General features: G+C 62.4%; 19 protein-coding genes and 6 pseudogenes. 14 read left to right on the top strand and 11 right to left on the bottom strand.

All coding sequences use genetic code 11. The features are described from left to right. The 3 genes and pseudogenes from RN629_RS10885 to RN629_RS10895 all read left to right on the top strand — a co-directional run. Positions 1-909, top strand: a complete 909-nt coding sequence (locus RN629_RS10885; RefSeq protein WP_281124283.1) for an HlyD family secretion protein — start codon at positions 1-3, stop codon at positions 907-909. A gap of 38 nt (positions 910-947) precedes the next feature. Then, positions 948-2,348, top strand: a complete 1,401-nt coding sequence (locus tag RN629_RS10890) for an efflux transporter outer membrane subunit (protein WP_407035265.1) — start codon at positions 948-950, stop codon at positions 2,346-2,348. 28 nt (positions 2,349-2,376) lie between these two features. Beyond that, a pseudogene (locus RN629_RS10895) lies at positions 2,377-2,597 on the top strand (IS1380 family transposase); the annotation flags it as partial. 492 nt (positions 2,598-3,089) lie between these two features. Here RN629_RS10895 and RN629_RS10900 read toward each other — a convergent pair. Genes RN629_RS10900 through RN629_RS10910 form a run of 3 tightly spaced genes read right to left on the bottom strand, consistent with a single transcriptional unit; the run spans position 3,090 to position 8,042 of the window. Next, on the bottom strand, positions 3,090-6,368 hold the full coding sequence (locus RN629_RS10900) for an efflux RND transporter permease subunit (protein WP_043151354.1): 3,279 nt from the start codon (positions 6,366-6,368) through the stop codon (positions 3,090-3,092). Continuing rightward, positions 6,365-7,465, bottom strand: coding sequence for an efflux RND transporter periplasmic adaptor subunit (locus RN629_RS10905; RefSeq protein WP_281124280.1), 1,101 nt, complete (start codon positions 7,463-7,465; stop codon positions 6,365-6,367). Before RN629_RS10905 ends, RN629_RS10900 begins: the two co-directional genes overlap by 4 nt. A 1-nt stretch (position 7,466) precedes the next feature. Next, positions 7,467-8,042 carry a TetR/AcrR family transcriptional regulator gene (locus tag RN629_RS10910; RefSeq protein WP_025549970.1) on the bottom strand — a complete coding sequence of 192 codons (576 nt, stop codon included), beginning with the start codon at positions 8,040-8,042 and terminating at the stop codon, positions 7,467-7,469. 105 nt (positions 8,043-8,147) lie between these two features. Between RN629_RS10910 and RN629_RS10915 the strand changes: the two genes are divergently transcribed. Beyond that, positions 8,148-9,554, top strand: coding sequence for an efflux transporter outer membrane subunit (locus RN629_RS10915; protein ID WP_281124276.1), 1,407 nt, complete (start codon positions 8,148-8,150; stop codon positions 9,552-9,554). Between the two features lie 99 nt (positions 9,555-9,653). On the opposite strand, the gene RN629_RS10920 is transcribed toward RN629_RS10915, so the two are convergent. Beyond that, positions 9,654-10,007 carry an IS66 family transposase gene (locus tag RN629_RS10920; protein ID WP_407035266.1) on the bottom strand — a complete coding sequence of 118 codons (354 nt, stop codon included), beginning with the start codon at positions 10,005-10,007 and terminating at the stop codon, positions 9,654-9,656. Here RN629_RS10920 and RN629_RS10925 point away from each other — a divergent pair. Then, positions 10,006-10,171, top strand: a pseudogene (locus RN629_RS10925) (IS110 family transposase); the annotation flags it as partial. The gene RN629_RS10920 and the pseudogene RN629_RS10925 sit on opposite strands and share 2 nt — an antisense overlap. A gap of 686 nt (positions 10,172-10,857) precedes the next feature. Continuing rightward, positions 10,858-11,904, top strand: a complete 1,047-nt coding sequence (locus RN629_RS10930) for an ISAs1 family transposase (RefSeq protein ID WP_407035267.1) — start codon at positions 10,858-10,860, stop codon at positions 11,902-11,904. A gap of 50 nt (positions 11,905-11,954) precedes the next feature. Here the strand turns inward: RN629_RS10930 and istB are convergent, their stop codons facing one another. Both istB and istA read right to left on the bottom strand, forming a co-directional pair. After that, the gene (gene istB / locus RN629_RS10935) at positions 11,955-12,698 is read right to left on the bottom strand and encodes an IS21-like element helper ATPase IstB (RefSeq protein WP_332748175.1); all 744 of its coding nucleotides are present in this window, start codon (positions 12,696-12,698) and stop codon (positions 11,955-11,957) included. Between the two features lie 11 nt (positions 12,699-12,709). After that, positions 12,710-14,230 (bottom strand): IS21 family transposase, encoded by a 1,521-nt coding sequence (gene istA, locus RN629_RS10940; RefSeq protein WP_407035276.1) that lies wholly within the window; start codon positions 14,228-14,230, stop codon positions 12,710-12,712. Between the two features lie 247 nt (positions 14,231-14,477). On the opposite strand from istA, the pseudogene RN629_RS10945 reads away from it, so the two are divergent. Further along, positions 14,478-14,675: pseudogene (locus RN629_RS10945) on the top strand (transposase); the annotation flags it as partial. A 209-nt stretch (positions 14,676-14,884) separates the two neighbouring features. Here RN629_RS10945 and RN629_RS10950 read toward each other — a convergent pair. Then, a pseudogene (locus RN629_RS10950) lies at positions 14,885-15,367 on the bottom strand (transposase); the annotation flags it as partial. Between the two features lie 5 nt (positions 15,368-15,372). Between RN629_RS10950 and RN629_RS10955 the strand changes: the two are divergent. Continuing rightward, positions 15,373-15,813, top strand: a pseudogene (locus RN629_RS10955) (IS21 family transposase); the annotation flags it as partial. Here RN629_RS10955 and RN629_RS10960 read toward each other — a convergent pair. From RN629_RS10960 to RN629_RS10970, 3 genes are all read right to left on the bottom strand, one after another. Next, positions 15,789-16,112 carry a transposase gene (locus RN629_RS10960; RefSeq protein WP_407035268.1) on the bottom strand — a complete coding sequence of 108 codons (324 nt, stop codon included), beginning with the start codon at positions 16,110-16,112 and terminating at the stop codon, positions 15,789-15,791. The pseudogene RN629_RS10955 and the gene RN629_RS10960 sit on opposite strands and share 25 nt — an antisense overlap. Positions 16,113-16,409: 297 nt before the next feature. Then, positions 16,410-17,285, bottom strand: coding sequence for an alpha/beta fold hydrolase (locus RN629_RS10965; RefSeq protein WP_194917818.1), 876 nt, complete (start codon positions 17,283-17,285; stop codon positions 16,410-16,412). A 194-nt stretch (positions 17,286-17,479) separates the two neighbouring features. Beyond that, on the bottom strand, positions 17,480-19,993 hold the full coding sequence (locus RN629_RS10970) for a LuxR C-terminal-related transcriptional regulator (RefSeq protein ID WP_281124274.1): 2,514 nt from the start codon (positions 19,991-19,993) through the stop codon (positions 17,480-17,482). A 1,241-nt stretch (positions 19,994-21,234) separates the two neighbouring features. Here RN629_RS10970 and RN629_RS10975 point away from each other — a divergent pair. From RN629_RS10975 to RN629_RS10985, 3 genes are all read left to right on the top strand, one after another. Further along, complete coding sequence (locus RN629_RS10975) at positions 21,235-22,392, top strand: cytochrome P450 (protein ID WP_407035269.1); 1,158 nt, start codon at positions 21,235-21,237, stop codon at positions 22,390-22,392. A gap of 12 nt (positions 22,393-22,404) precedes the next feature. Then, positions 22,405-23,622: an NAD(P)/FAD-dependent oxidoreductase gene (locus tag RN629_RS10980; RefSeq protein ID WP_281124272.1), complete on the top strand. Its 1,218-nt coding sequence runs from the start codon at positions 22,405-22,407 to the stop codon at positions 23,620-23,622. An 80-nt stretch (positions 23,623-23,702) separates the two neighbouring features. Continuing rightward, the gene (locus tag RN629_RS10985) at positions 23,703-24,023 is read left to right on the top strand and encodes a 2Fe-2S iron-sulfur cluster-binding protein (protein WP_025549965.1); all 321 of its coding nucleotides are present in this window, start codon (positions 23,703-23,705) and stop codon (positions 24,021-24,023) included. Between the two features lie 117 nt (positions 24,024-24,140). Here RN629_RS10985 and RN629_RS10990 read toward each other — a convergent pair. Beyond that, positions 24,141-24,311: pseudogene (locus tag RN629_RS10990) on the bottom strand (IS5/IS1182 family transposase); the annotation flags it as partial. A 202-nt stretch (positions 24,312-24,513) separates the two neighbouring features. On the opposite strand from RN629_RS10990, the gene RN629_RS10995 reads away from it, so the two are divergent. The 3 genes from RN629_RS10995 (at position 24,514) to RN629_RS11005 (ending at position 26,324) form a co-directional block, all read left to right on the top strand. Further along, positions 24,514-25,725: an alkane 1-monooxygenase gene (locus RN629_RS10995; RefSeq protein WP_281124270.1), complete on the top strand. Its 1,212-nt coding sequence runs from the start codon at positions 24,514-24,516 to the stop codon at positions 25,723-25,725. Between the two features lie 165 nt (positions 25,726-25,890). Continuing rightward, positions 25,891-26,112 carry a rubredoxin gene (locus tag RN629_RS11000; protein ID WP_348636854.1) on the top strand — a complete coding sequence of 74 codons (222 nt, stop codon included), beginning with the start codon at positions 25,891-25,893 and terminating at the stop codon, positions 26,110-26,112. Then, positions 26,109-26,324 (top strand): rubredoxin, encoded by a 216-nt coding sequence (locus RN629_RS11005; RefSeq protein ID WP_025549963.1) that lies wholly within the window; start codon positions 26,109-26,111, stop codon positions 26,322-26,324. Before RN629_RS11000 ends, RN629_RS11005 begins: the two co-directional genes overlap by 4 nt. Positions 26,325-26,349: the final 25 nt, after the last annotated feature.

A 26,349-nucleotide genomic window follows, 5' to 3' on the forward strand; every position in this document is an offset into this window, starting at 1 on the left:
ATGACCCTAGATCGCGATACCCTCCTCCGCCTGCTCAAGCCCCTGCTCACCCTGCTGGTGGTGGGTGCGGGCGTGTTCGTCTTCTGGCACCTCTATAATTACTACACCTACGCGCCACAGACGCGCGACGGGAAGATCAGGGCGGATGTGGTCCCGCTCGCGGCAGACGTGTCGGGCCGGGTCGAGCAGGTCCACGTTCGCGACAACCAGGTGGTCAGGCGCGGCGACATCCTGTTTACCATCGACCATGTTCGGCTGCGCAATGCCGCTGAGCAGGCCGAGGCCGCTGTCGCCACGGCACGGGCAACGTTGAACGCCGCCGAACGGGAGAACCGCCGCTATCAGGCCCTCTCTGATATCGTCTCGGGACAGCAACGTGACGACCGCCGCTCCACCGCCGAGGAGGCCCGCGCACGCTATGCCCAGGCGATCGCTGATCGCGATCTCGCCCGCATCAATCTGGCGCGCGCCGAGGTGCGTGCGCCGGTCAACGGCATCGTCACCAATTTCTCGCTCCGCCCCGGCGCCTATGCCGCCGCCGGGCAGCCCGTGATGACGCTGGTCGATTCCGACAGCTACTACGTTGCCGGCTATTTCGAGGAGACGAAGCTTTCGCACATCCGCCCCGGCGTCCGCGTCACGATCCGGGTAATGGGCGAGGATAGGCCGCTTTCTGGCCATGTTGAAGGCCGATCGGCGGGCATTGACGATCGCGAACGGACGACCGCGTCCGGAACGCTACTCGCGAATGTCAATCCCACCTTCAGCTGGGTCCGTCTTGCCCAGCGCATCCCCGTGCGGATCGCCATCGACAAGGTGCCGCCCGGCATCGATCTGATCGCGGGCCGGACGGTCACCGTGACGCTCAATGGCGCGGAAAATGCGCTCGGCCCCGGCCGGAGCGAATGACGATGGGGCGCGTCGGAACGAAAAGGCCGCTCGGACTGATGGGCGCGCTGATGCTCGCTGGCTGTGCCACGGTCGGCCCCAGCTATCGGGCGCCGCCCTTGCCCGCAGGCATCTCGGATCGGCCCGCGAGCTTTGCCGAAGGAAAATCGCCGGCCTATTCGGCTGAACCCTTGCCCCAGCGCTGGTGGCGCCTCTACGCTATTCCCCAGCTCGATGCGCTCGTCCAGGAAGCGATCGAGGCCAACACCGACCTCAGGGTCGCGGCGGCCAATCTCGAACGCGCGCGCGCGATTGTCCAGGAGGTCGAGGCCGGCGCGGGCGTCCAGACTTCCACGGCGGGCGGCGTATCGGTGGGCGAGCCGTCCAATCTCGGTCTCGGCTCGCCCAACGGGACCCATGCGACATTCGACGCCGGCGTCGGCATATCCTATGAACTCGACGTCGTGGGCCGGATTCGGCGCACGATCGAGGCCGCGCAGGCCGATGCGGAAGCGCAGGCCGCCGCCTATGACCTTGCGCGCACGACGGTCGTGGCCGGAGTGGTCGGCGCCTATGGAGATGCCTGCGCGGCCGGCGCGCGGATGACCGTTGCCCGCCATTCGGTCGAACTGCAGCGGCAAAGCCTCGCCCTCACCGAAAGAGGCGTGCGCGCCGGCCTCTACACGTCGCTCGACGCTACCCGCTCGCGCGCGCTTCTGGCTCAGCTCGAGGCAGCGCTGCCGCCGATCGAGGCAGGCCGCAAAGCTGCACTATTCAGTCTTGCCGTGCTGCTCGGCCGGACGCCCGAAGATTATCCGCCCAATCTCGCGACCTGCCGGATCATCCCTTCCGTCGACCGCCCCCTGCCGATTGGCGACGGTATGGCGCTGATCCGGCGCCGGCCCGACATCCGCGAAGCTGAACGCCGGCTCGCGGCTGCGACGGCGCGCATCGGAGTGGCGACGGCGGACCTCTATCCGAGCGTCAGCCTCGGCGCATCGCTCGGCACGACCTCGCGGAGCGTGGGTGGGCTGGTCGACGATTCGGCGTTGCGGTTCAGCTTCGGCCCGCTCATCTCGTGGTCCTTCCCGAACCGACGCGTCGCCAGGGCGCGGATCGCGGAAAGCGATGCAGCGGCGCGCGCGACGCTGGCGGCATTTGACGGCAGCGTCCTCGCAGCTCTCCGCGAAACCGAGACGGTCCTCAGCACCTATGCCCGCGATCTGGACCAGAATGCCAAGCTCAGGGTCGCGCGCGATGAGAGCCGGAGGGCTTTCGGGCTCCAGGCCCGGATGACTCGGGGCGGTCTTGGAACGGGTCTTGAACTGCTCGACACGCAGCGAAGCCTTGCCACAACCGAAGCGGCGCTGGCGGCCTCGGATGCGTCCATCGCCTCGGATCGCGTTCGGCTGTTCCTTGCGCTCGGCGGCGGCTGGGAAGGAGGGATGGCGGGGCCGTGATGGCCGAGCCTTCGCGAAGCGTACGCTCGGCCTGCCCACCAACGCCGTGCTGCGCGCCGATCTTGAAATCGTCACGGTTGCCGATGCCTGTGCGGTCAGGCGGGCGAAGGCGCAGCATCCGGTCCTGCGCAATTATGCCGAGACCACTACGGCGCCAAAAAATGGGCATGCCAGCGCCGCGTCCTCGCCCGCATCGAGGCCAGCACGATGGGCATGGACACCCTCGCGATGGCGCAGCGGCTTGGTACAGTGCGGCAGGCCGAACTTGCTGCCAACCTTGACCCCACCCAAAGCCGGCACCGTGCTGTCGGCACGACGGTCTGGGGGGCAGGGGGCATTTCGCCCGAGATCGCCGGGCTTCTCGCCGCTGTGGGAGGCTGGGTGGGCCATCGGCTCGCCCTCCTCACGACGCGCGGGGCATTCGACAGCCCGCCAACGGCTGAGCACTGCGCGATCTCAGGGCCGGCCTTTCGCCCGCCGAACTGGCCGGGCTGAGATCAAGTCGTCCCAAAGACGCCCGGATCGAAGCGGATTCCATCCTTGAAGAGGCCGCGTGGCATTATCGCAATCTTGCGAGAAGGCCGGACCATGCGCCGCCAGCGGCGCTGCTGGAACATATCGACCACGCGACGTAAGCCGAATTGGAAGCCCCGCTACCGGGATCCGGCGCGCGGCGATCCTCGTGCTCGTCAGCCTGCGTCGCAAACGTCTTTCCTAGGGCCGCGGCATGGGACGGAAGCCTCATGCGCGCATGAGGCGCTCATAGAGGATCGGCACCACGAAGACAGTGAGCACGGTCGAGACGAGCGTGCCAAAGATCAGCGAGATCGCAAGGCCGCCGAACACGGGATCGGGGATCATGATCGCCGAGCCCAGCACGATGGCAAGCGTGGTGAGCAGGATCGGCCGCAGGCGGACCGCGCCGGCCATCCGCGCCGCCTCCGCCAGCGGCATGCCATGTTTCTGGTTATCCTGGATGAAGTCGATGATGAGCAGCGAGTTGCGGATCACCACGCCGGACAGTGCGATGATGCCCACGATGGAGGTCGCCGAAAAGTCGGTTTTCAGCAGCCAGTGGCCCGGAAAGATGCCGATGACCCCCAGAGGCACTGCGGACATGGCAATCAGCGGGGTGAGGAACGAGCGATAATAAGCAACCAGTAGGAAATAGATCGCCGTCAGCGCCGCCCCGAGCGCCATCAGCATGTCGCGGTAGATATCGAGCGTCATCCGCATTTCGCCGCTCCATAGCAGTTGGTAGCCGTCGATGATGTCAGGTGCCTTTTCGCTGAGGCTGAGATTGCCGGTGGCGAGCGGCTGCCCGTCCGGGGTGCGCAATCTCGACAAGCGCCGGTTGAGATCGAGCACCGCATAGACCGGCACGCTCTGCGCAAGTTCTCCTCCGATGAAGATCACGCGCTCATTGTCCTTGCGCTGGACCGGCTTGTCGGCGGTCGATGGTGTGCGCCGGACCAATTCGGCCAGCGGTATCTGGCGGCCGTCCCTGCTGGTCACGTAGAGGCCTTCGAGCCGTGCGGGGGCGGGCTGATCCGCGCGCGGCACATAGGCGCGGATCGGAACGGGGTTGCGCTCTGGATCGATATGGGCACGCCCGACCACCTGGCCATCATAGACAAGTCCCAGAACCTCGGCAATATCGGCAGCTGATACGCCGGAGAGCGCTGCTTTCTCGCGGTCAGGAACAAAGCGCCATTGCGACACGTCGGTAGGCTCGCTGTTCGAGATATCGACCATGTCATAGGTGTTGGCGAACTCGGCTTCCACCTGCTTCGCCAGCCGGCGCAAGCCCACGAGATCTTCGCCGTGCAATTCGGCGAGCACCGTCGCACGCACCGGTGGCCCCGGCGGATCCTCGACCAGTCTCACCCGGGCGCCCGGATAGCGGGTCCGAATGGCTTCGATCTTCAGACGCAATTCGCGGACGAACGTGATCGAGCTTTCCGAACGCTGGTGCTTGTCCAGGAGGTTGACGCGGATTTCGGCGACATTCTCACCCGTGCGAGCCGCCGTTCCCTGCATCAATCCATTGAAATCCGGGACCCCAGCCTGGCCGATCCAGTTCTGGTAGTTCACCACCAGCGGATTGGCGGCAAGCAGGCCGTCGATCTCGTGAACCATCCGGGCCGTATTCTCTACGGGGCTGGCTTCGGCCATGGTGATCACGATGTTGAAGGTGTTCTTGTTGTCCTTGGGAAGGAAGCCCATGGCAACCCCAAGCGGCGGCACCGGCCCGCCGACGCCCGCCGGGCGGATGAACTGCCAGCCGCCTTGCGCGATCGAAAGGAGCAGGGCAACGACCGCGCCGATCATCAGGGCACGACGTGCCTTTGAGTGCTCCTGAAGCGGTCGGATCAGCCAGAGATAGGCGTCCCGCAACTTGTCGGGCTTGCGCTCCGCATGAGCACCGGCCTCTTCCGCGCTTCCATCATCCAATATGCCGCCGGTAGAGGCAGGTCGCTTGACCCAGCGGTTCGCTGCCCAGGGCGTGACGATATAGGCGACAATGATCGACGCGAGCATCGCGATCGGCACATTATAGGCGATGGGATAGAAATAATCGCCCGCCATGCCGGTCACGAGCAGCAGGGCCGCGAACACCAGCATCACGGCAAATGTCGCGAGATTGGTGGCGCCGCCGATCTCGTTGGTGGCAAGGACGGTCACATCCTCCTGCGAAGCGTCGGAGCGCTCGTGATGGTAGTGGCGGTGGATGTTCTCGATCACGACGATCGAGGCATCGACGAGCAGGCCCAGCGCCAGGATAAGCGCGAACAGGGTGATGCGGTTGATCGTCACCCCGCCGAGCAGGTCCGCTCCGAGCGTGATCGAGAAGATGACCGGAACGGTGACGGACACGATCAGCGCCTCGCGCCAGCCGAGGAACAACAGCATGATGAAGCTGACGGTAATCAGCGCGATCGCCAGATGCTCCATCAGCGCGTTGACGGCCTCGTCGGCTTTCTGGCCGTCGTCGCGGGTGGTTACGACATGGACCGCGCGCGGGATGAAGCTGGCCTGCATCCGCGCGACCCGATTGGCCACGGCTTCGGACACGGTGACCGCATTCTCACCCTTCTTCTTTGCAATGGCGATGGTGACGGCGGGCATTTCGCCTTCACCGAGCTTGGCGCGCGGGTCGCCCGCCGCAAATCCGAAACGGCTGAGGCGCGTGATTTCGACATGCGGGCCGTCGGAGATGGTTGCGACATCTCCGATCTTGATCGTGCGGCCATTGCGCACCCCGATCACGAGATCGCGTACCGCCGCCACCGATCCCAGCTCGCCGGAGTAGCGCAGTCGTTCCAGTCGGCCCGCCCGTGCCGGCCCAGAGAGGTTGAGGCCCACATCGGAGGCGCCCAGCGCTCCGCGTGCCTCGGCGAGCGAGATCGAGAAGGACTGCAATCGGACCGGATCGAGCGCGACATCAATCTCTCGGTTGCGCCCGCCATAGACGGAAACCACCGAAACGCCCGGCGTGCTGCGCAGGCGCTCAGCCATCGAATCCGCCAATCGCTTGAGGCCGAAGTCGTCATAGGCGGAGGAAGCGAGGGTCACGGTAACGATGGGCACATCGTCGGCATCGACCGCCTGGATCAGTGGGATAGCCGCATCGGCGGGAAGCCTGCCGCGGTTGGCGATCACCCGGTTGTAGAGCTTGACCAGCGAATCCTCGGGCGGCTGGCCGACCTTGAACTGCACCTGCACCGTGCCGAGGCCGGGTTGGGCAGTGCCGTAACTGTGGTCGAGCCCGGTCATCTCGCTGAGCACGCCTTCAAGCGGTGCCACCACCAGCCGGTCCACCTCTTCGGCGGTGGCGCCGGGCAGGGCGACCGTGACCATCGCACCGGGCACCACGATCTGGGGATTTTCCTCGCGCGGGGTCAGCAACACGGCGAGCGCGCCGAGCAGCAGCGCGGCCAGCAGGAAGACGGTCGTCAGCTTGGAGGTGATGAATGTCCTGGCAAGGCGGCCCGCTAAATTGAGCGGCGCCTCGGTCATCGCGTGGCTCCGCCGGCGAGGCGTGCGCCGTCCCGAACGGTCCGATCGACACGGGCGAGGATGCGTTCACCAGCCGACAGGCCGGAGGTTACGGTGACCCGATCGCCCAGCCGGTCACCCGGCCGCACCCAGCGGAAGGTGAGACGCTTGTCCTGGCCCACCACGAAAACCCCGGTCAGCCCGCCGCGGTCGGTGATCGCGGCGGCAGGCACCGCGACGGTATCTCCGCTGACCCCGTGATTCGTCGCCGATGGGAGCCGGACGCGACCGAACATGCCCGGCATGATTCCGCTATCGGCGGGAAGAACGATCTCTACCGTGTAGCGGCGGGTAGCCGGGTCCGCGGAGGGGACGACGCCCCGGACCTTGCCGGTTACGGGGCGATCTTCGCGCCCGTCGAGCAGCACGGGAGTCGCCGCTCCCGGCACGAACATCCCGAGACTGGCCTGGGGCGCGGCAAAGCGGAACACCAATTGGCCACGGCTCTCCACCGTCACCAGCGGCGATCCTGGCATCACCATGTCTCCGTCGCGGATTTGCCGGGAAACGACGAAACCGTCGAAAGGGCTGGCAACCGAGGTGTAGGCGAGGTCCACCTGGGCAGCGGTGAGTGCCGCCTGTGCCTGGGTGACTCCGGCGGCGGCCGCGCTGTCTCGAAGCTGTTCTTTGCGATAGGCATCCATCGCCAAGGCACCGCTTTGGGCGAGCGGTGCATCGCGCGTGACATCCCCATGCGCATTGCGTTGTTCGGCCAGCGCCGCATCCAGCGCGGCGCTGGCGCGCCGAACAGCGGCCTCGGCCTGCCGCGCGTCGATGGTCGCAAGGATTTGCCCGCGCCTGACGGGCTGGCCGTCATAAAGGTCGGGTGCCCGGATAGTGCCCGAGGCGCGGGCCACGAGTTGCACGCGATCATCGGATTCGACCGTGCCGCTCGCGGCAGTTCCGTCCATGGATGTCGTCAGGGATGCAGTCGTCACGGGCAGGTTGACGGCGGGAGGTTCCGCCGATTGCGATGTCTGGTCCCCACCGCCGCAGCTTGCGAGAAGGATAGGAAACGACAGGGCGATCGCCTTCGCCACACGGTGCTTGCGATCCATGTCAGCCCACCACCGAAGCGGACTGGATCAGGGCGAGAAGTTGAGAGGCCACCTGATCCACGGATTCGGACCTCTCGCTGTCTCCGGTCAGGCCGGGGGCGAGGGGCAGGATCAGGACCTGTCCAAGCGCGAAGCCAACCAGCGACAACGCGACCTCCTTGGCAGATATGTCCGTTCTGCCTTGCTCCACTGCAGCGACGATCGATTGGAATGGTTGCCGAAGTACCGTGCGTGAAAGGGTGGCGATGCGGGCTTCGTCTCCATCCAGCAGTTCCCGATACAGCAGGCGGGCGAATATCCGGTCGGTCATCAGCCTCCGGACGAACCATCGCACAAAAGCCTCGAGCTGGTTCGACGGGTGCTGGGCCAGCCACGCATCCAGATCGCGGGCGCAAGCCTCGAACACCGAGGCGAGGGTGGCCTCGATCAGGTCGGCCTTGTCCCGGAAGTGATAATAGAGGTTCGCCTGGGTCACCCCGACCAGCCTGGCGATATTGCGCATCGACACGGCTTCGTAGCCGCGCTCGGCGAAAAGCCGGGCGGCGGTTTCGAGTAATTGGGACCGCATGTCGGACATGGAATGCTCACTTGTTGAACGACCGTTAAGTGGGTTAGTAAGTGATTCGTCCGTGGCTGTCCAGCAAGCTTGCGTCGCTACGGCCCTGAACCGGAGATACTGTCGATGCGTGCGCTTGTCTTTGTCCCTCCGCTCCTGCTGTTGCCCACACTCGGCGGATGTATGATGGGGCCGAATTACAAAGGTGCACCGCCACCCCCCGCCTCGATGGGCAATTCCTTCTTGCGGACGGATCAGGTTTCGATGCCCGCCACGCCGCAACTGACGCCATGGTGGCGGGAATTGAACGATCCGCTGCTCGATCAACTGATCGGGCGGGCGCTGTCCTCCAACCCGGCGATCGATATCGCCGAAGCGCGTGTCCGGCAGGCGCGGGCCCAACTGCGAAGCTCGCGCGCGGCATTGGCGCCGGTTGTCGGCACCGGGGCAGGGGCCGGGAATATCCAGGCATCGAGATTGGTGACGGGTGGAGAGGCCAAGTCCTCGTCGCTCTTCCTCGCAGGCTTCGACGCCCTTTGGGAAATCGATCTATTCGGTGGAGCGCGGCGGAATATCGAGGCCACGCGCGCGCAATTCGAGGCCGCGCAGGCCGATGCGGAGAATACCCGCCTCAGCCTGACTGCGGAGATCGCGCGCCAATATCTTGCCCTGCGCGCCAGCCGACAACGTCTGGACCTCGCGCGCCGTCTGCTTGCCAACCAGCAGAAGATCGCGAACCTCACGGCGCAGCTTGAAGGCGCGGGCAAGCTGTCGCGCATCGAGCGCGATCAGGCCGATCGCACCGTGGAAGTCCGGCGGCAAGCCATCGCGGCTCTGGAAGCGGACCGGAACGATCGCAAGGACGCGATAGCCGTGCTGCTGGGAGAAGCCCCTGGCGCGCTCGATGCCATGCTCGATGGCACGGGCCCGGTTCCGCTTCCCCCCGCCGCCGTCCCGGTCGGCGATCCCACCGCCATGCTCGCCCGCAGGCCCGATATCCGGGCGGCCGAGCAGCACCTGCATGCCGCCAATGCCGGGATTGGCGTGGCGGAAGCCGCGCGGATGCCCAAGGTCAGCCTGGCAGGCGTGGTCGGTCTTGGCAGCGCCATGAAGGGCGATATTGCGAGTGCCGACAATCTCTGGTCGCTCGCCGGTCCGACGATCCAATGGAACCTTGCCGATTTTGGACGCGGGCGGGCGGGCGTGTTGCAGGCCGTCGCCGGTCGCGATGAGGCGGCGGCAGCGTATCGCGCCGCCGTGCTCGTGGCCCTTCAGGATGCGGAAAGTTCACTCAACAGATTCGGCGAGGCACGCAAGGCATTCGCGATGCAGACGCGCAACTCTCTGCTGGCGGACCACAGCGCTGGCCTCGCCCAGCAATCCTGCCGTGCAGGGCGGTCGTCCGCGCTTGCCGCGCTTGCCGCCGAAAACGATCAGTTGGCGGCTGCGGATCTACAGATTCAGGCCCGGATGGCCCTGACGACACAGTTCGTCGCGCTGCAAAAAGCACTAGCGATGGGGGTGAGTGGATAAACCAACTGAGCCAAGAGACGACAGGCGAGCTTGCAGCTTTGTCGATTGGATGTGTTGTCGATGAAGCTTTCGATGTCCTCGATTAGCGCCCTCCTGGAGCTATCGGCCCCTCGTTTTGATCCTCTTTTCGGTCAGCAGGGCGAAGAAGCGCTCGACCTGATTGGGCCAGCACGATGATGTGGGGCTATAGGCAGACTTGCCGGCGATCTCGCGCTCGATGTCATAGAGCTGCCCGATACGCTCGAGCGCCTCGTGTGCGATCTCGGATTTTTGGGACGTCCAGATGTCGTGGAAATCGCGTCGCCAATGGGCAAAGCAGGCTGCTTCCCGGAAACGCGGGCTCCCATCCGCGCCAGGTTCGTAGAGCTTCGCATAGATTCCATGAGGAGGTGAACAGCGAGCGGCGCTCTGCCAGACTGGTCTCGCTAAAAAACTCACTCTGGAGATCGACATGCCGGTTGCAGCTCATCGTTCCCAAGCGCCGTCCGCTGTTCGCACCGAGCTTACCGCGATTTTTTATCTCGCTGGAACTCTCGCAATCGAAATGGTTGGTCACGTCCCTGGCGCCGGGGAACGGCGAGAAGATGTCGAAATTTATCGTAGCCACAAAGGATGTTGCCGGTCACGTCATCGACAATCGTCGCGCTCGCCCGCAAGTTGCTCGTGGCTCTATGGAAATATGTCAGCGCTGGCGTGATCATCGAGGGCGCCGAATTGACCACCGCGTAGCGCTCCGTACGCCCTTTTTGGAATTCTCCCACGGCTTCGAGCCCTGGGTGGATGCTCGGATGACGAACCGCGTAATTACAGGGCCTGAAAAGCCGCTCGCTGAGATTGGTCTCGTCGATGAACCCAAGTCCGCCGAATGCGGAATGCTGGTGCTGCTGCCTCGAGCAGCGACCGTATATAAGTTGGATTAGGCTCGGTATCGAGTCGCGTCATGCAACGGGTTCTCTCCTTGGATCCAGCCAATGATCAGGATTTACGAAATGCCGCCATAATGCTATCCCGGATAACTCCTCCCCATATAAGTAATTACCTCGTCGAGGATTTCGGCGAGCAGCGCATCATGCGCCGCCTGATGTCTGCGACCCGAAGGAAGTTCTGCTACTGTCCGTGCCATGCCAATGCCTCCCGATGCCTAGCACCGGCTACTATCATAGCAAATACCATAGCAAAGATTATCTTAAGTGAACAGTATTGACCCTAACCGGACCAGGGCAATCGGGTGAAGAAGTTCGTGACAAAGCGCTGATGTGCTGAATCAGTGGGGCTCCTTTCTACAGGAGGAGCGGCAGGGAGGATGGCGAGCGGACGGGTGGATGAAGGGGCTTTCGCGGAAGCGGGTCTATTTCTGGGGTATTTTGAGGATCTTCCCGACGCGCGACAGCCGGGCAAAGTGCGTTATCCGCTAACCGAGGTTCTTCTGCTGTGCCTGCTGGCGGTGTTGTCGGGGGCGGAGACGATCACGGACATCGCCAATTTTGGAGCTCGCAAGCTGGCGTTCCTACGCCGGTTTCGGTCGTTTGCGGGTGGCACGCCGTCCCATGATCATCTCGGCGACATACTGGCGACCCTCGATGCCGATGCGTTTCAGCACTGTTTTGTCGCCTGGGTATCGTCACTGACCGGCATGGCATCAGAGGTGATTGCCATCGACGGCAAGACGGTGCGGCGATCCAAGGGTGCGAAGGCAGCGATCCACATGGTATCGGCCTTTGCCGCGCGCCAACGATTGGTGCTGGGTCAGGTCAAGGTCGCCGACAAGGCTAACGAGATTGTCGCCATCCCCCGGCTTTTGGAGATGCTGGAGATCGAGGGTGCGATCATCACCATTGATGCCATGGGCTGCCAGCGCGCCATCACGCGGCAGATCATCGATCAGAAGGCCGACTATGTCCTCGCGCTCAAAGGCAATCAAAGCGCGCTTCACGACGACGTCAGGCTGTTCGCCGTCGAGCAGAAAACCAGGAATTTTGCCGACACCAAAATAAGCCGCCATGAGACGGTCGATGGCGATCACGGCCGGATCGAGACCCGGGTCGCCACGGTCATCCACGACATCATCTGGCTACAAGAGCGCCACAAATGGCCCGGATTGAAGACCATCGTCATTATCGAAAGCATCCGTGAAACCGGCAGCAAGATAGAGCGCGAAACCCGCTTCTATATCAGTTCCCTGAACCTGCCGGCCGACAAACTCGGGCCGATCGTCCGCAGCCATTGGGCCGTCGAAAACAGCCTGCACTGTGCGTATTCCGATGAAGTGGGCCGGGCGTACCGCTCTGAAGCGGGCCACCGTTCCAACGTGAAACGGGCCACCTGTACCGATCCGAAGCGGGCCACTTAGGGGATGCCTGCCTGGGTCGTACGGGACAATTTATCGAACGGTCTGCGAGGTCAAGCGTCGAGTGCGGAAGCGCGTCGTTTGCGAAGGCTCTCGCCGGTGAGATCGATGCGGTAGGCGTTGTGGACGACGCGGTCCAAGATCGCGTCAGCGAGCGTGGGATTTCCAATGATCTCGTACCAGCGGTCTACGGGAATTTGGCTGGTGATGAGGATGGAGCCGCGGTCGTAGCGATCTTCGACGATCTCGAGCAGGTCTCGGCGGCGATCGGCGCTGAGCGTTTCTGGTCCCCAGTCGTCGATGATGAGCAGATCGGCGCGCGACAGAGCGCGCAGCATCCTGGGATAGCGGCCATCGCTCCTGCCGAGCGTCAGCATGGCAAACAGCTGGGACGCGCGGTGATAAACGACTGAGAGATCGTCACGGCAGGCCTTCTGGCCGAGCGCGCAGGCGAGGAAGCTCTTGCCGACGCCGCAAGGCCCCGTGATCAGCACATTGCGCTTCGCGCGGATCCAGTCGCATGATCCAAGCTTGAGGAAGAGACTGCGGTCGAGGCCGCGGGCCGCGTGGTAGTCGACGTCCTCGATGCTGGCGTCATGGCGTAGATGAGCCGCTCGGGCGCGGCTTTCAAAGCGCTTCTGGCGGCGCACCGTTAGTTCCTGATCGAGCAGCAGGCCGAGCCATTCGGCATGGTCGAGCGACCGGGCCTCAGGTTGGCTTTCCAGATCCTGCAGGCCCTTGGCCATGCCTGACAGGCCGAGGGTGTTGAGCAGATCAAGCGTAGGATGGAGCAGCATACGACGTCCTTTCATTGAAAATAGAGCGGGCCACGCACGTTGGCATGGCTGTCGACGCCGTCGCCTTCTGCTGACACGGCGAGATCAAGGCTGTGGGACAGGATCGAGGCGACGCTTCGCGAACTCAGTCCGCCGACCGCGAGCGCATAGGCCGACACGCTTTCGGCGCGGGTTTTGTCGAGCGCTTTGTAGAGCTGCAGCACGCCCATGCAGGTGCGAAAACCCTGCTCGGGATGCGAACGACGCGCCAGGATGGCGATGACCAGCCCTTCGGTCTCGGGTCCGATCTGCGCACCCCAGCGCTGGAAGCGGGCCGGTGACCATTCGGCATAGTGCCGGTGGTTCGGTGGCATGTGGTCAGGCAACGTACCGTGCCGCCTGGCGCCACCATATCGGCGCTGATGCGCCGCGACACGTTTGCCTTTGTGGAAAAGTTCGATGGTGGCGGAGGTGATCCGAGCATCCACCTGTTGGCGGGTCAGCGCATGAGGAACGGAGTAATAGAAGTCTTCGACTTCAACATGATAGTCGATGCCCACGCGCACCAGCTTCCACTCGGCATACTCATATTCGGCGTCCGGCAGCGGCCTCAACGCTGGTCGTTCCAGGCTCTCCAGCAAGTCTGCGCGACTGACGCCGAGCTTGCGCATCGGACGCGTATTCATTTGCGCCATCACGATGCGGATGGCGGTGTTGGCTTCCTCCAGCGAGAAGAAATCATGGTTGCGAAGTCGGCCCAGAATGTACGTCTGGGCGAAGCGTACCCCGGCTTCCACGGCCGCCTTGTCACGGGGCTTCTTCGGCCGCGCCGGAAGCACGCCGACGTCATAGTGCGCGGTCATTCGGCCGTAGCTGCGGTTGATTTCCGGGTCGTAAAAGGACGCCTTGTTCACCGCGCTTTTGAGATTGTCAGGCACCAGCAGCCGCGGAACTCCGCCAATGTGGCGGAAGAGCCGGACGTGCGAGCCGATCCAGTCCGGTAACGTCTGCGACCAGGTCGCCTCCGCAAAGGTGTAGTTTGACGCGCCCAGCACGGCGACGAAGATCTCCGCCAGCCGCACTTCGCCGGTCAGCGGATCGTTGATTGGCAGACGCTTGCCGGAATAATCGACGAAGAGCTTGTCGCCGGCGACGTGATGCTGCCGCATGACCGGCGACAGGCGCTGCTGAAACTCCCGTAAGAGCTCGCAAAACCGGGAGTAGCCATAGCCCTCAGGCCAGATCTTCCGATACTCCTCCCATAGAATCAGCATTGTAACCGCTGGCCGTTTCAACTCGCGAGACAGTTCGGCCCAGTCCGGTTCCGGATGTTTGCGTACGCCGGAGCTACTTCTCGTCCCAGCACCTGCGAACAAGCGCGCTTCCAGCACGTCGTCGGTCACGTCTTCGGCAAGCGGCCAAACCAAACCTGCAGCCTTCGAGCGCTCGAGCGCCCGCTGGATGGTCGTTCGGGCGATGCCCGTGACGCGCACGATATCGCGCGTCGGTGTCCCTTGGTGATGAAGGCGCAGAATCCGCCGTAAGTATCGCATGGTCAGCTTTCTCCTGGCCGGCATCAGCCCCTCCATCCTTGTTCAAAGGACGAGACTTCTGCCGCAGTTGCTGACCCGAACAGGTCTCCTAAATGCCGCCACCGACCCGGCCCGCTTGCCACTGGAATGGTGGCCCGCTTTGCGTCGGAATGGCCGCCCGCTTCACATCGGAACGGGGGCCCACTTTACGTTGGAATGCGGGCCCGCTTCGCATCGGATTACCCGGCCCGCTTCGGTCGGAATTCGCATGCACTGGGTTTTGGATATGGTGTTCCGTGATGACGAATGCCGCGTCAGAACCGACAACGCTCCCGCCAATTTCACCACCATCAAGCACATCGCGACCAATCTCCTGCGACTGCCCAACACCAGCGATTCGCTTCGATCGCGACGCAAAATCGCCGCATGGGACGATGACTTCCTCGCAGGTCTCATCGCCGCTTGATGCCTTCACCCGATTCCCCTGCTAACCGGACTAACCTCTCTTATTCGTGAGGGTGCGCTGACTGGTTCGGTCTGGCTTTCGGCAGGGACATAGGCCCAAGCAGGCTGTACTCCGTCGTTGCGTCTATTTCATCGCGGCGGATCGACAGGTTTGCAGGTTTTACGGACAGGGTTCGAGTGTTCGGCGGCACCGCCGCGTCGACTATGTGGCGCAGGTTTAAGCGCGTTGGCGATGGTGCGGAACAAGTCGGCATCTGGGCAGGCGGAAGCGAACGCGACTCGGATGCGGGTGGATGTTTCGATGACGCGGGCGGCGATTTTGAGGAGACGCACGCGCATTGTGGCGAACTCGGCCGTGGCGAGCGCGGCTTTTTTGCGGATGGCTTGCTGTACGCGCCACATCAGCCAGTAGGCAGCGGTGTGCAGGATTAGGCGCATCTGGTTGGCGTTGGCCGACCGGCACGAGGTCCGGTCGCTGGAAAGCTGGCTCTTGTGCAGCTTGATCAGGTTTTCTGCATTGCCACGTGCGCAGTAATAGACCTCGTACAGGTTCTCCGGGCCGGGCGCGGTCAACGAGGTGACGACGGTGCGGATGTCCATGCCCATGGTGCGGGCTTCGATCCGGGCGACAACGCGGCGCTCGTGCTTCCAGCTTTTCGCGGCGTAGCGGGTCTCGGCAGAGAGGCGCAGGACCCGGCGATCTTACCGCCTATCGCGGCTTCATTGACGAGATCGTCAGCCGCAAGAATGCCCGCAGCGCAAAGCGTATCGAAGCCGAGCGGCCCGCCTTGCAACCGCTGCCGGGCCGCCGGACCTGCGACTATGAGGAGACCATCGTCATCGTCACTTCTTCAGGCGGCTTCCTGCTCAAAAGAGTGTTCTACACAGTGCCGTCGCGGTTGATCGGGCACCGGCTGCGGGTCCGCCTTTACGACGACCGTCTCGACCTGTTCATCGGCGGCACCCCGCTCATCACGCTGGTGCGCGGGCGCGCCAGCAGCAACGGCAAACATGGCCATGTCGTCGATTATCGCCATGTCATCCACGCGCTGCGCCGCAAGCCTATGGCGCTGCTCAGCCTCGTCTACCGCGATCAGCTCTTTCCGCGCGACGCCTATCGCCACACCTTTGACCGGCTGCTCGAGACCATCTCCAGCTCGACGATCAAGGGCGAGACCACCACCCGGTCATCGAGCACGGGCTCCGCGCTTAGCATGGGCACCCCGATATCGACCGGCAAGAAGGTCGGTCCGTCCGCCGCAGGTAGCAACCCCCGCTTCCTGAACAGATGGCGCCATTGATAGATCTGGCTTCGCGACACATCGTAGCGCCGCGCGACGCGCGCCAACGTCTCTCCGTTCACTCCCACAGCGGCGACGATATCGAGCTTCTCCGCGTTGCTCCACCGACGACGCCGTTCCCGGCCCAATATCTCCACCGCCGTCCCTCGCTTTGGCTCAGGACGTCCATAACGACGTCCTTATGGACGTCCCTTACGCGCTCACATCACCGCAAGGCAGGCGGCCTCAACCGGTCGGTTACGTTGTTAGAGGTGGTTCGCCCTACACTGGTGATCCGAGGGTTGCTCGGGTGGGCCGAGCCGATCCTCACACGAGGAGGACGAACCTCATCGCAATTCACGATGCAACATGTTCGCAGGTCGTTGAGCGCATCATGGGGATCGGCTCTGAATTTCGGGTCGAGAGGAGTCAGGGCGAAGACGTTCGGTAAGGCTTCAGCCGTCATAGGCTCGCGTCTGCCGGTCCAGCCGCTCAAGAAATCCGACCGCGGCGCTGAGAAAGGCGTCGTTGCGATCACCAGCTACCATGTGCGACGCGCCGGCGACATCGGTGAACTTTCCGTTCGGAAGCTGCGCGACGAAGGTTTCCGCCGCCTCCCGAGAAACCAACTCGCTCAGCCGACCCCTGATGAGATGCACCGGAAGCGTCAAGCCGGTCAATCGGGCTTGGAACGCGTCGGCATCCCGCAGGGATCGACAGCTTTGCATGCCAGAGACAACGCCGGGATCCCAATGCCAGCGGAACCGCCCGTCATCGCCCTGCTGCAGGTTCTTGGCCAGTCCAGAATGATCCGCTGGCCGCGGTCGGTGAGGTAGATAGGCCGCAATGACGTCTGCAGCCTCTTCAAGGTTGCCGAATCCCTGGGCGACATGGGCGTTCATGAACTCCATGACCTTGGCGGCGCCGTCTGGGTCCATGTTCGGAACGATGTCGACCAGGGTGATCGAGCTGAAACCCCCGGGCGCGATCTCGGCCTCCGCGTACAGTCCGGCGAGACCGCCGAGCGACGCGCCGATCAACGCCGGACGGCCACCCATCGCGCGCGCGACCTCCGCGAGATCTTCCGAGAACCGCCGAATCCCGTAGTCGCCCGTCGGTGACCAGCCACTCTCGCCATGGCCGCGAAGATCGAGCGTGACCACTTCCCAGCCCCGATCCGCAAGCGCCGCCGCCGTCTTGGCCCAGGCATGCCGTGTCTGGCCGCCGCCGTGCGCCACGAGTACTGAGCCGCGCGTTGGCCGACCATGCATATCTGCGGCGAGGTCGAGGCCATCGGTTGTTCTGAAGATCGCTCGGCTTGGTTCATTCATAGGTGATCTCATTTCTGCGCCCGACCCGACAGCCCGCATTTTGATCGCCTCCACCGGGCGGTCCCGCTTAAGTGTTAGCGCATCGTTGTCTCCCTCGCCAGTGTTGGCTGCAGGTGGAGCGAAGCGGAACCGGAGGGTGATTTGGCGAAGGAACGACCTCTGAAATCGTGTAGCGCTCATGGTCGCGGGTAGTTTTACTGTAGAATTCCGAGCCTCTCCGATTCCAGCAGCGCTTGGACTCTGTTCTTGACTGCCAGTTTGGCAAATAGATTGCGAATGTGCCATTTGACGGTGTCTTCACTTATGCGATGCTTGGACGCGATATCACGATTAGAGAGGCCTTCTCTTATCCTTTGAAGCATCGCCAGTTCCTTTCTCGTGAGCACAACCGAAGTTGTGCTTCTCGGCGAGCGGACGCGATAGTCGCCGGGCGCGGGTTCTCGACGCCCCAATTCCTCCTCGCTCGGAATGAGATTCAACAGTGGCGTCGAGATGGGTCCAAGCGCTTCCAGATGCCACCGTTCATCGAGGAATGTGCGATAACATCCAAGTCGCGAAGCAATGGCGATCGCGTCGGCTACGCGCTGTTCAGACACGGCCGATCTTCCTGTCCCGGCACAAGCAACGGCGGTGCAAAGTAACGCCGCAACCTCCAGCCGGCCAAGTTCAAATCGGCGTGCATGGTCTAGAGCGACGTTTGCAAAGCGGTTGGAAAGGTGAAACTTCCCCTGTCGCGCCGCAATGCGCGCTTCGGTAAGCGATTGCCGTGCGCGGAGATACGGTCCATGTGTCGAGAGAAAAATTGGGTGATTGTGGTTCGGCAAGGTGGAGAGCGCCTGCTCCGCGCTCTCTGCAACGAACATATCCGCGAGCGTCAGTCGCGCCAGGACCTCAAGCCGGACGAAACCAGATTCTCCCGCTATCACGCGCATCTCGTTAAGAAGCTCGGCAGCACGTTTTGGATTGCCCTTGCAGCGGGCAATTGCTGCAGCGGTGCGATAGGCCGAGAATGTAAAATCGACAATGCCATGCCGCCGTACAAAATCAAGAATCTCGTCGACGTGTGCTTCTATGCCGTCAAGTTGGTTCGCCTCGTACTGAATTTCTAGTTCCAGCGTGTTCAGAAGGTTTACTGAGAAAGGGGTCGTGTTGATTTGAGCATTTTCGTCACCGCGCGCTTTTTTGAGTAAGGCAGCACCTGCGCGCATATCTCCTCTTGAAAGCTCGGCGAGAATCATGGCGCCGTAAAGCCATCCCAGTGCGTAGTGGTGATCCGCGATGTTGTTTACCGATGACGTCTCCAAGGACAGTGTCCTTAAATCACCAAACCGGTGCTCGCTGGCCGCAAGGAAGCAAAGACAGGTGAGCACAGCACCTTTGCTGACGAGGTCCGCCTCGTTATAGACTTTCATCCAGGCTTCGCACTGCCGCCGACTTTCCGACAGATTGTCGCCGGTTGCTTCTCCGATGGCTTCGATGAGGTCGCACCAGCACTCTATTTGTCGGCGTACTTGTTGATCAAGACCGCTAAGTTCCGTGGCCCGCAAATCGGCCAACAGCCCACTCGCCCGCCGGTGGTCGTGACTAAAAATCTGGGCCCAGGCCAGGCCAAGGGCGATTGTTGGAGAACCCGAAATGACAGCAGCGGAAAAACTGCCTTGCCAAAACTGGATTTGATCTATCTCGCCTTCCCGCAGAGCAATATCCATCATATTTTCAGACGCAACATCAGCGGCCGATTCGTTCTCACCCGCGCGTAAGGAGAGATTGATGCTGTCGCGAATGTTGTTGTTTTGTCTTTGCCATTGGGCGGCGCGGGCGAGCAGGTTCGGCTTCAAGCCGGGGTTCTCCACCGAGAATCTGTGCTCTAGAAATTCGCGAAGCAAAGGGTGGAACTCATAAGCTGTCTGCGATCGGTCCAGAGGCTGGAGAAGCATCTGCTCGGTGGAAAGTTTGTCTATAAAATAAGCCGCATCGTTTCGTTGGAACGCATGGTTGAAATATTCTGCTGATACCGATCCAAGAATGGAGGCGCAGAGACAAAATTCTCGAATATCATTCGGAAGTGAGTGTAGTATTGTGCTCCGGAAATATTTATCCAAGTCAATATCTACGCCTGTGATGCTGTTGACTATAAGGCGATTGGTTGAGTGGTTCTCCGATGCTGCTTGCATCAAAAGGCAGAATATCTCTGGCCAGCCTTGGGTGCGCTTCCAAAGCGAATAAGTTTCAACTTCTGAGGCTGCTCGCCTTTCCTCGGTGAGCCCGACTGCTTTTGCTTCGTCGAAATTGAAGGCAAGCGCGTCATGTCTTAGCTCGTGGGTTTCTCGCCGCGCTTTCATGCGCGCAAAGCCGATGTCTGCCGAGCTTGCCGCGATGAATTCCACTTCGGCTGGCGTCGCCAGCATGAAGGCCTCGATCTCGTCTATCGAATGCAGATCAAATTCGAGATCATCGAAACAGATGAGAACCTTCGATCCTAGTCGATCCTTGGTCTCCCATAGCCAAGTGGCGAGGTCATAGAGGCTGCGAGGACATTCTCTCGGCCGCGGCGGGGGCGGCGTGTCGTGGCCGCCGGCCTCTTGGGTAGCGGCGAGCTGCGCGCAGATACGGTCCGCGAGGAGTTGCAGATCGCCCCGGCATTCTTTGATGGAAACCCATGCCGCCGCAGCACAGGCTTGCCGACGATCGGCCCAATGCTGTGCCATCGCGACAGTCTTTCCGTAACCTTGAGGCGCGCGAAGGAGATAGCAGCGCGTCGGCTTTTCGGCAGCGAAGAGGCGAGGGCGCGAAAGGCATCCGGAGGCCAACGACGCCACTCGCTCATTGATAGAGCCTGTGGGAGGCTGTGCCCTTTGTCGCGGGCTAGAGTCGGTCTCCCGAGGCCGCATTTCAAATCCGAGCGGATGAGTCGACGCAGGCTCATCCGCTCGAATGCCTCTCACTTTCGCAGATGCTGTGTCTGTTTTTACATGCGTCATCGGGGCGGAACTATAGCAGCAGGCCGCCCGTGTGCAATCCAGAACCACTCTTTAGTGTGGGCTTTGGGCCGATTGGGTTGGCCGACCGCAGGCCCTCACTCGCCGTTCGTATGCGTTCAAGGCAGTGTCCGTGTCATCAACTTTCAATCTCCGGCTGTTAGTTAGGCTGCGATCTCCGCGATCTCCTTCAGGGCGAAGGCGGGTTGCCCAGCTCGGGACTTCGCCCGTCGAGAGATGAACTGCCTTGGTTTGACGCGTCAGCTTTTCCGCGCGAACACCAGGTCGGAGGCCAATGCCGTGTCCGGCGCAGAATTCCACCGGCTTCAAGGGGAGCGATGCGGCGCCGGGACGTTCCGGAGCCACGCTTTGGACAGCGGCGGGCGATGATAAGGCGCGATGAGTTCCTCGCCGACCAGCGTTACGGCTCCCTCAAACCAATATTGACGAAGCAGGGCGGTGACCATTTCCCCCGGCGTGGCCCGCGCCAAAGATCACCACATGCGCGTCCGATCGGCTCACAGAAGCCCTCTCGCCCAAACCGAGCGCCTCGCGCGCGATGTCAAAGCACCCGCCGCGCCTGCGAGCCTGCTCCAAGCATAAGGGGGCCTGAAGGGGAGGGGTTGAAAACCACACTTTAGTGGGGTTGTTCCGTGCCTTGCCGAACCCCATTCGCTGAGGACTGTCAATTAGAACTGATTTTAGAACACAGTGAATGTGTCTTCCAATGGGATGAGGAGAACGCCGGATGAGCACCATCGCATGAAATCCGTCCACCGAACCGGCGCCAGCACCTTGCTGGTATCGAAGCCCGCCGCTGCGCCCAAAAAGAAGACTAGGAGACTAGAGATGACTCAGAAGGAGACCAGGAGATGACTCAGGCTGCTGCGACCGCCGATCGCGCCGATGCATATTCGATTCCGCTGGACAGGATCAACGTCGCCGATCCGGCGCTGTTCCGCGACAACATGATGTGGCCCTACTTCGAGCGCTTGCGCAAGGAAGATCCGGTTCACTATTGCAATGACAGCCAGTACGGGCCGTACTGGTCGGTCACCAGGTTCAAGGACATCATGAGCGTGGAAACCAACCACAAGGTGTTCTCGTCCGCGTCCCGCTCCGGCGGCATCACGATCATGGACAACAATGCGGCGGCGTCGCTGCCGATGTTCATCGCGATGGATCCGCCCAAGCATGACGTGCAGCGCAAGACGGTGACCCCGATCGTCGCGCCGGAAAACCTCGCCAAGCTCGAAGGCCTGATCCGTCAGCGCACCCAGAATGCACTCGATGCGCTGCCGGTCGGTGAGACCTTCAACTGGGTCGAGCGCGTCTCGATCAACCTGACCGCGCAGATGCTGGCGACGCTGTTCGGATTCCCGTTCGAGGATCGCACCAAGCTGACGCACTGGTCAGACGTCACGACTTGCGAACTCGGCACCTGCGGGGTCGAGACCGAAGAGCAGCGCATCAAGGAGATCCAAGAGTGCGGGGCCTATATGACCAAGCTGTTCAACGAGCGTGCGAACTCTGATCCGCAGCCCGATCTGCTGTCGATGCTGGCGCACTCGGAAAACACCCGCAACATGAGCCCGGAAGAGTTCATGGGCAACATGGTGCTGCTGATCGTCGGCGGCAACGACACCACCCGCAACTCGATGAGCGGTGGCCTGCTCGCGCTCAATGAGAATCCGGAGGAATACCGCAAGTTGTGCGCGGACCCGACACTGATTCCGTCGATGGTATCGGAAATCATCCGCTGGCAGACGCCGCTGGCGCACATGCGCCGCACGGCGCTGGAAGACTTCGAACTCGGCGGCAAGCAGATCAAGAAGGGCGATAAGGTCGTGATGTGGTACGTCTCGGGCAACCGTGACGGCGACGAGATCGAGAACGCCGACCGGTTCATCATCGACCGTGCCAATCCGCGTCATCACCTGTCGTTCGGCTTCGGCATCCATCGCTGTGTCGGCAATCGCCTCGCGGAGATGCAGTTGCGCGTGCTGTGGGAGGAAACGCTCAAGCGATGGCCGAAGCCCGGGCAGATCGAGGTCGTGGGCGAGCCGCGCCGGGTTTTCTCGACCTTCGTCAAGGGCTTCGAGGCGCTGCCGGTCCGGATCAATGCCTGAGCGATCGACGCAATGAGCGCGAACGTCGTGATCGTCGGCGGCGGGCACGCCGGTGGGCAGGCGGTGGCCAGCCTGCGGCAGGGTGGCTTTGACGGGGACATCACCCTCGTCACGGCCGAACAGAGCCTGCCGTACCAGCGGCCGCCGCTGTCCAAGGCCTACCTCGCCGGCGAGTTGCCGCGCGAGCGCCTGCTGATGCGGCCGTCCGCCTTCTACGAGGGCGCGGGAGTCGATGTGCGTCTGGGCATCGAGGTGACCGGCCTCGACGCCGGGCACCGTAGCCTGACGCTGTCGGACGGAGGGCAACTGACGTACGATCATATGATCCTGGCTACCGGCGGCCGGCCGCGGCCGTTGCCGTGTCCGGGCGCGGATCACCCGGCCGTGCACTATCTGCGCACGATCGCCGATGTCGACGCGATGCGTCCCCGCTTCGTTCCGGGCGCGTGCATCGTCATCGTCGGCGCCGGTTACATCGGTCTGGAGGTGGCGGCAGTCGCGATCAAGCACGGGCTGCGGCCGGTCGTCCTGGAAATGGCGCCGATGGTGCTGGCGCGCGTCGCCAGCCCGGAGGTCGCTGGCTTCTTCGAAAACGTTCATCGCGGTGCTGGTGTGGATCTGCGCACCGGTGTCGCGGTCAGCGCGATCGAGGACCGGGACGGCAAGGCGGTGGTGGTGTCGACGGCGGGTGACCGGATCGAGGCCGATCTGGTCGTCGCCGGTGTCGGCCTGCTGCCAAACGTCGAGCTGGCGCAGGCGGCCGGGATCGACTGCGACAACGGCATCGTCGTCGACGCGTTCTGCCGGGCGTCGGCATCGGGGGTCTATGCGGTCGGCGACTGCAGCAACCATCCGAGCCGCCTGTACGGTCGGCGCTTGCGTCTTGAATCCGTGCACAACGCTCTGGAGCAGGCCAAAACGGCGGCGGCTGACATCTGCGGTAAACCGCTGGCGTACGACCAGGTGCCGTGGTTCTGGTCCGATCAGTACGAACTCAAGCTGCAGACCGCCGGTCTGAGTCAGGGCTACGACCAGGTCGTGATCCGGGGCAACATGGCGATGCGCTCGTTTGCGGCGTTCTACCTAAAGGACGGGCGGCTACTGGCTGTCGACGCCGTCAACCGGCCGGCCGAGTTCACCCTGGCCAAGCGCTGGATCTGGGACCGCAAGGCGCCGTCGCCGCAGCAGTTGGGTGACGACAGCATCGAAGCAAAGGCGCTGGCGGTATGATTTCATACGCGGCCGAGTGCCGCATCCCCAATTTTTTCGAATTTCCGCATGATGCGGATCAACACTAAAAGGGTTACAACGTGACCAAGATCACTTTCATCGAATTCAACGGAACCGAGCGCAGCGTTGATGCCGAAAACGGCCAGTCGCTGATGCGGTCGGCGGTCGACAACTTAGTGCCCGGCATCGACGGCGACTGCGGTGGCGCCTGCGCCTGCGCGACCTGCCACTGCTACATCGAGGGTCCGCTGGCGGGAAAACTGCCAGAAATCGGCGAGGCCGAGCGCTCGATGTTGGAGATGGTCGAGGGTGTCACCGCCGCGTCGCGGTTGGCGTGTCAGATCACCGTGTCCGGCGATCTCGAAGGCTTGGTCGTGCGCACCCCGCAATCGCAGCACTAAACCGGCGTCTCCGTTCACTGTTTCAGCCGGTGCGTTACTGTAGCGCACCGGCTGCACGGCGCCCCGAGAACAGGTAGTCCGCTAGTACCTCTGCACAGAGGTTTTGACGGGTTGGGCGTCACAGGGCGAGGCACCGTTCGTGCTGCGATCCGACCGCGCAAGGGCCGCATCCAGCACCGGCCGGAACAGCTCGAAGTCTACCACCGCACTCAGTCGGTCCAGCGGGTCGCCCGCCGCCGACAATGCCGCAAGCCGCTCATCCACATCGAAGAAACCGTGCTGTACCATCGCTGCCTCCCGCTCTCGCCGGTGGCAGTGAATCGCCTCACGCGGTTAAAGGCTGCAGGATTTTAGAGGCACCCGACTAAAACCACACTTTAGTGGGGTTGTTCCGTGACCTTGATGAATCCAATTTGGTGGGAACGGGCAATGAGAGCCGATTTAATAAGTCCAGTGAAGTGTGTCTTCATTGAGATGAGGAGAGTACCTGATGAGCACCATCGCACGAGATCCGTCTCCCTATACCGCGCCTGATCGCTATGTCGACAGGAAGCGCTATCTATGGATGTTGTCGGTCGTCTGGCCAGCGGCGCCGCTGATTGGCCTCTACCTTGTCAGCGTGACCGGGTGGAGTGTGTTTTACGCCTTTACGCTGGTCGTCTGGTACGCCGTTATCCCGGCGATGGACGTCTTGTTTGGAAATGATCCTAATAACCCGCCCGAGGCCGCGGTGGCTCGTCTTGAGGCGGATCGGTATTATCGAATTCTAACCTATCTTACCGTCCCAGTGCATTATGCCTCACTCATCGTCTCGGCATGGTGGGTGGTGACCAAGCCGATGTCCTGGTGGGAAGTTGTCGCGCTTGCGCTGTCTTTGGGCATCGTCAACGGCCTGGCTCTGAACACCGGCCATGAATTGGGACACAAGAAGGAAGCCTTTGACCGCTGGATGGCCAAGATCGTTCTGGCCGTGGTGGGTTACGGCCATTTCTTCATCGAGCACAATAAAGGCCACCATCGCGACGTTGCGACCCCCGAGGATCCCGCTACGTCCAGGATGGGAGAAAGCATCTATAAATTTTCGCTGCGCGAAATTCCGGGCGCCTTCAAGCGCGCCTGGAATCTGGAAAAGGTGCGGCTGGAGCGCTTGAACAAGGGAATCTGGAGCCTGGACAACGAAATCATCCCGCCGCTGCTGATTACAATCGTCCTTTACACGTCCCTGTTGCTGGCGTTCGGACCCGACCCCAAGCTGCTGGTGTTCTTGCCTATCCAGATCGCCTTTGGATGGTGGCAGCTGACCAGCGCTAACTACATCGAGCACTATGGGTTGTTGCGCGAAAAAATGGCGGACGGACGTTATGAACGCGCCCAGCCCCGGCATTCCTGGAACAGCAATCACATCGCCTCCAATCTGATCCTGTTCCATCTCCAAAGGCACTCCGATCACCACGCCCACCCGACCCGCAGCTATCAGTCGCTCCGGGACTTTGAGGGCCTGCCGGAGTTGCCGAGCGGCTACCCCGGCATGTTCTTCATGGCGCTGATTCCGCCTGTGTTCCGATCTGTCATGGACCGCCGCGTCGTGGGATGGGCTGACGGCGATCTTGGCAAGATTCAGATCGACGGCGCGCGCAGGAAGAAGATCGAACGCAAGTTTGGTGCTGCTTCACACCGGCCGACGCGGGCGGCCGCCGAATAGTCGCCTGCCTTGGCGACTAGCCGAGGAGCTCGTTCCGAGTCTCCTCGGCCGGCAGTCGCGGGCCGCGATGGCGTCCTGAAAAGGGCGTGCCGCGCGATCGCATCCTCGTCAGCGGCCTGTCCCGAAGGTTTTTAAAACTCAAGTCGACAAAAGGAACAAGGCGCCATGGCGCGGTATCAGTGTCCCGATTGCAGCTACATCTACGATGAACTTAGGGGTGAGGCCCACGAGGGATTCCCGCCCAATACGTCTTGGGCGCAAATCCCCGAGGATTGGGCCTGTCCCGATTGCGCAGTGCGCGACAAAGCCGATTTCATCCCTCTGGACTCGGGCGAGGTCGGAGACGAGGGGGGGGGGCCTCAATCTGGTTCCGGAGCCGAACGATGACCAAGGGCGACCAGGAGGCGGAACCGTCAGGTGCCGTCGAAACCGTGCCGTTCGCGAAATGGCACTGCGTGACCTGCGGCCATATCTACGATGAGGCCCTCGGTGATCCCGATACGGGCGTGGCACCTGGCACCCGTTGGGCAGATGTACCCGCCGATTGGTACTGCCCGGACTGCGGCGCGACCAAGGAAGATTATGACCTTTATCGGTGACTCATTCGGGCGGACACTTGTCTTC

It is taken from the genome of Facivitalis istanbulensis, from assembly GCF_040560405.1.
Lineage (GTDB): Bacteria > Pseudomonadota > Alphaproteobacteria > Sphingomonadales > Sphingomonadaceae > Sphingomonas > Sphingomonas istanbulensis.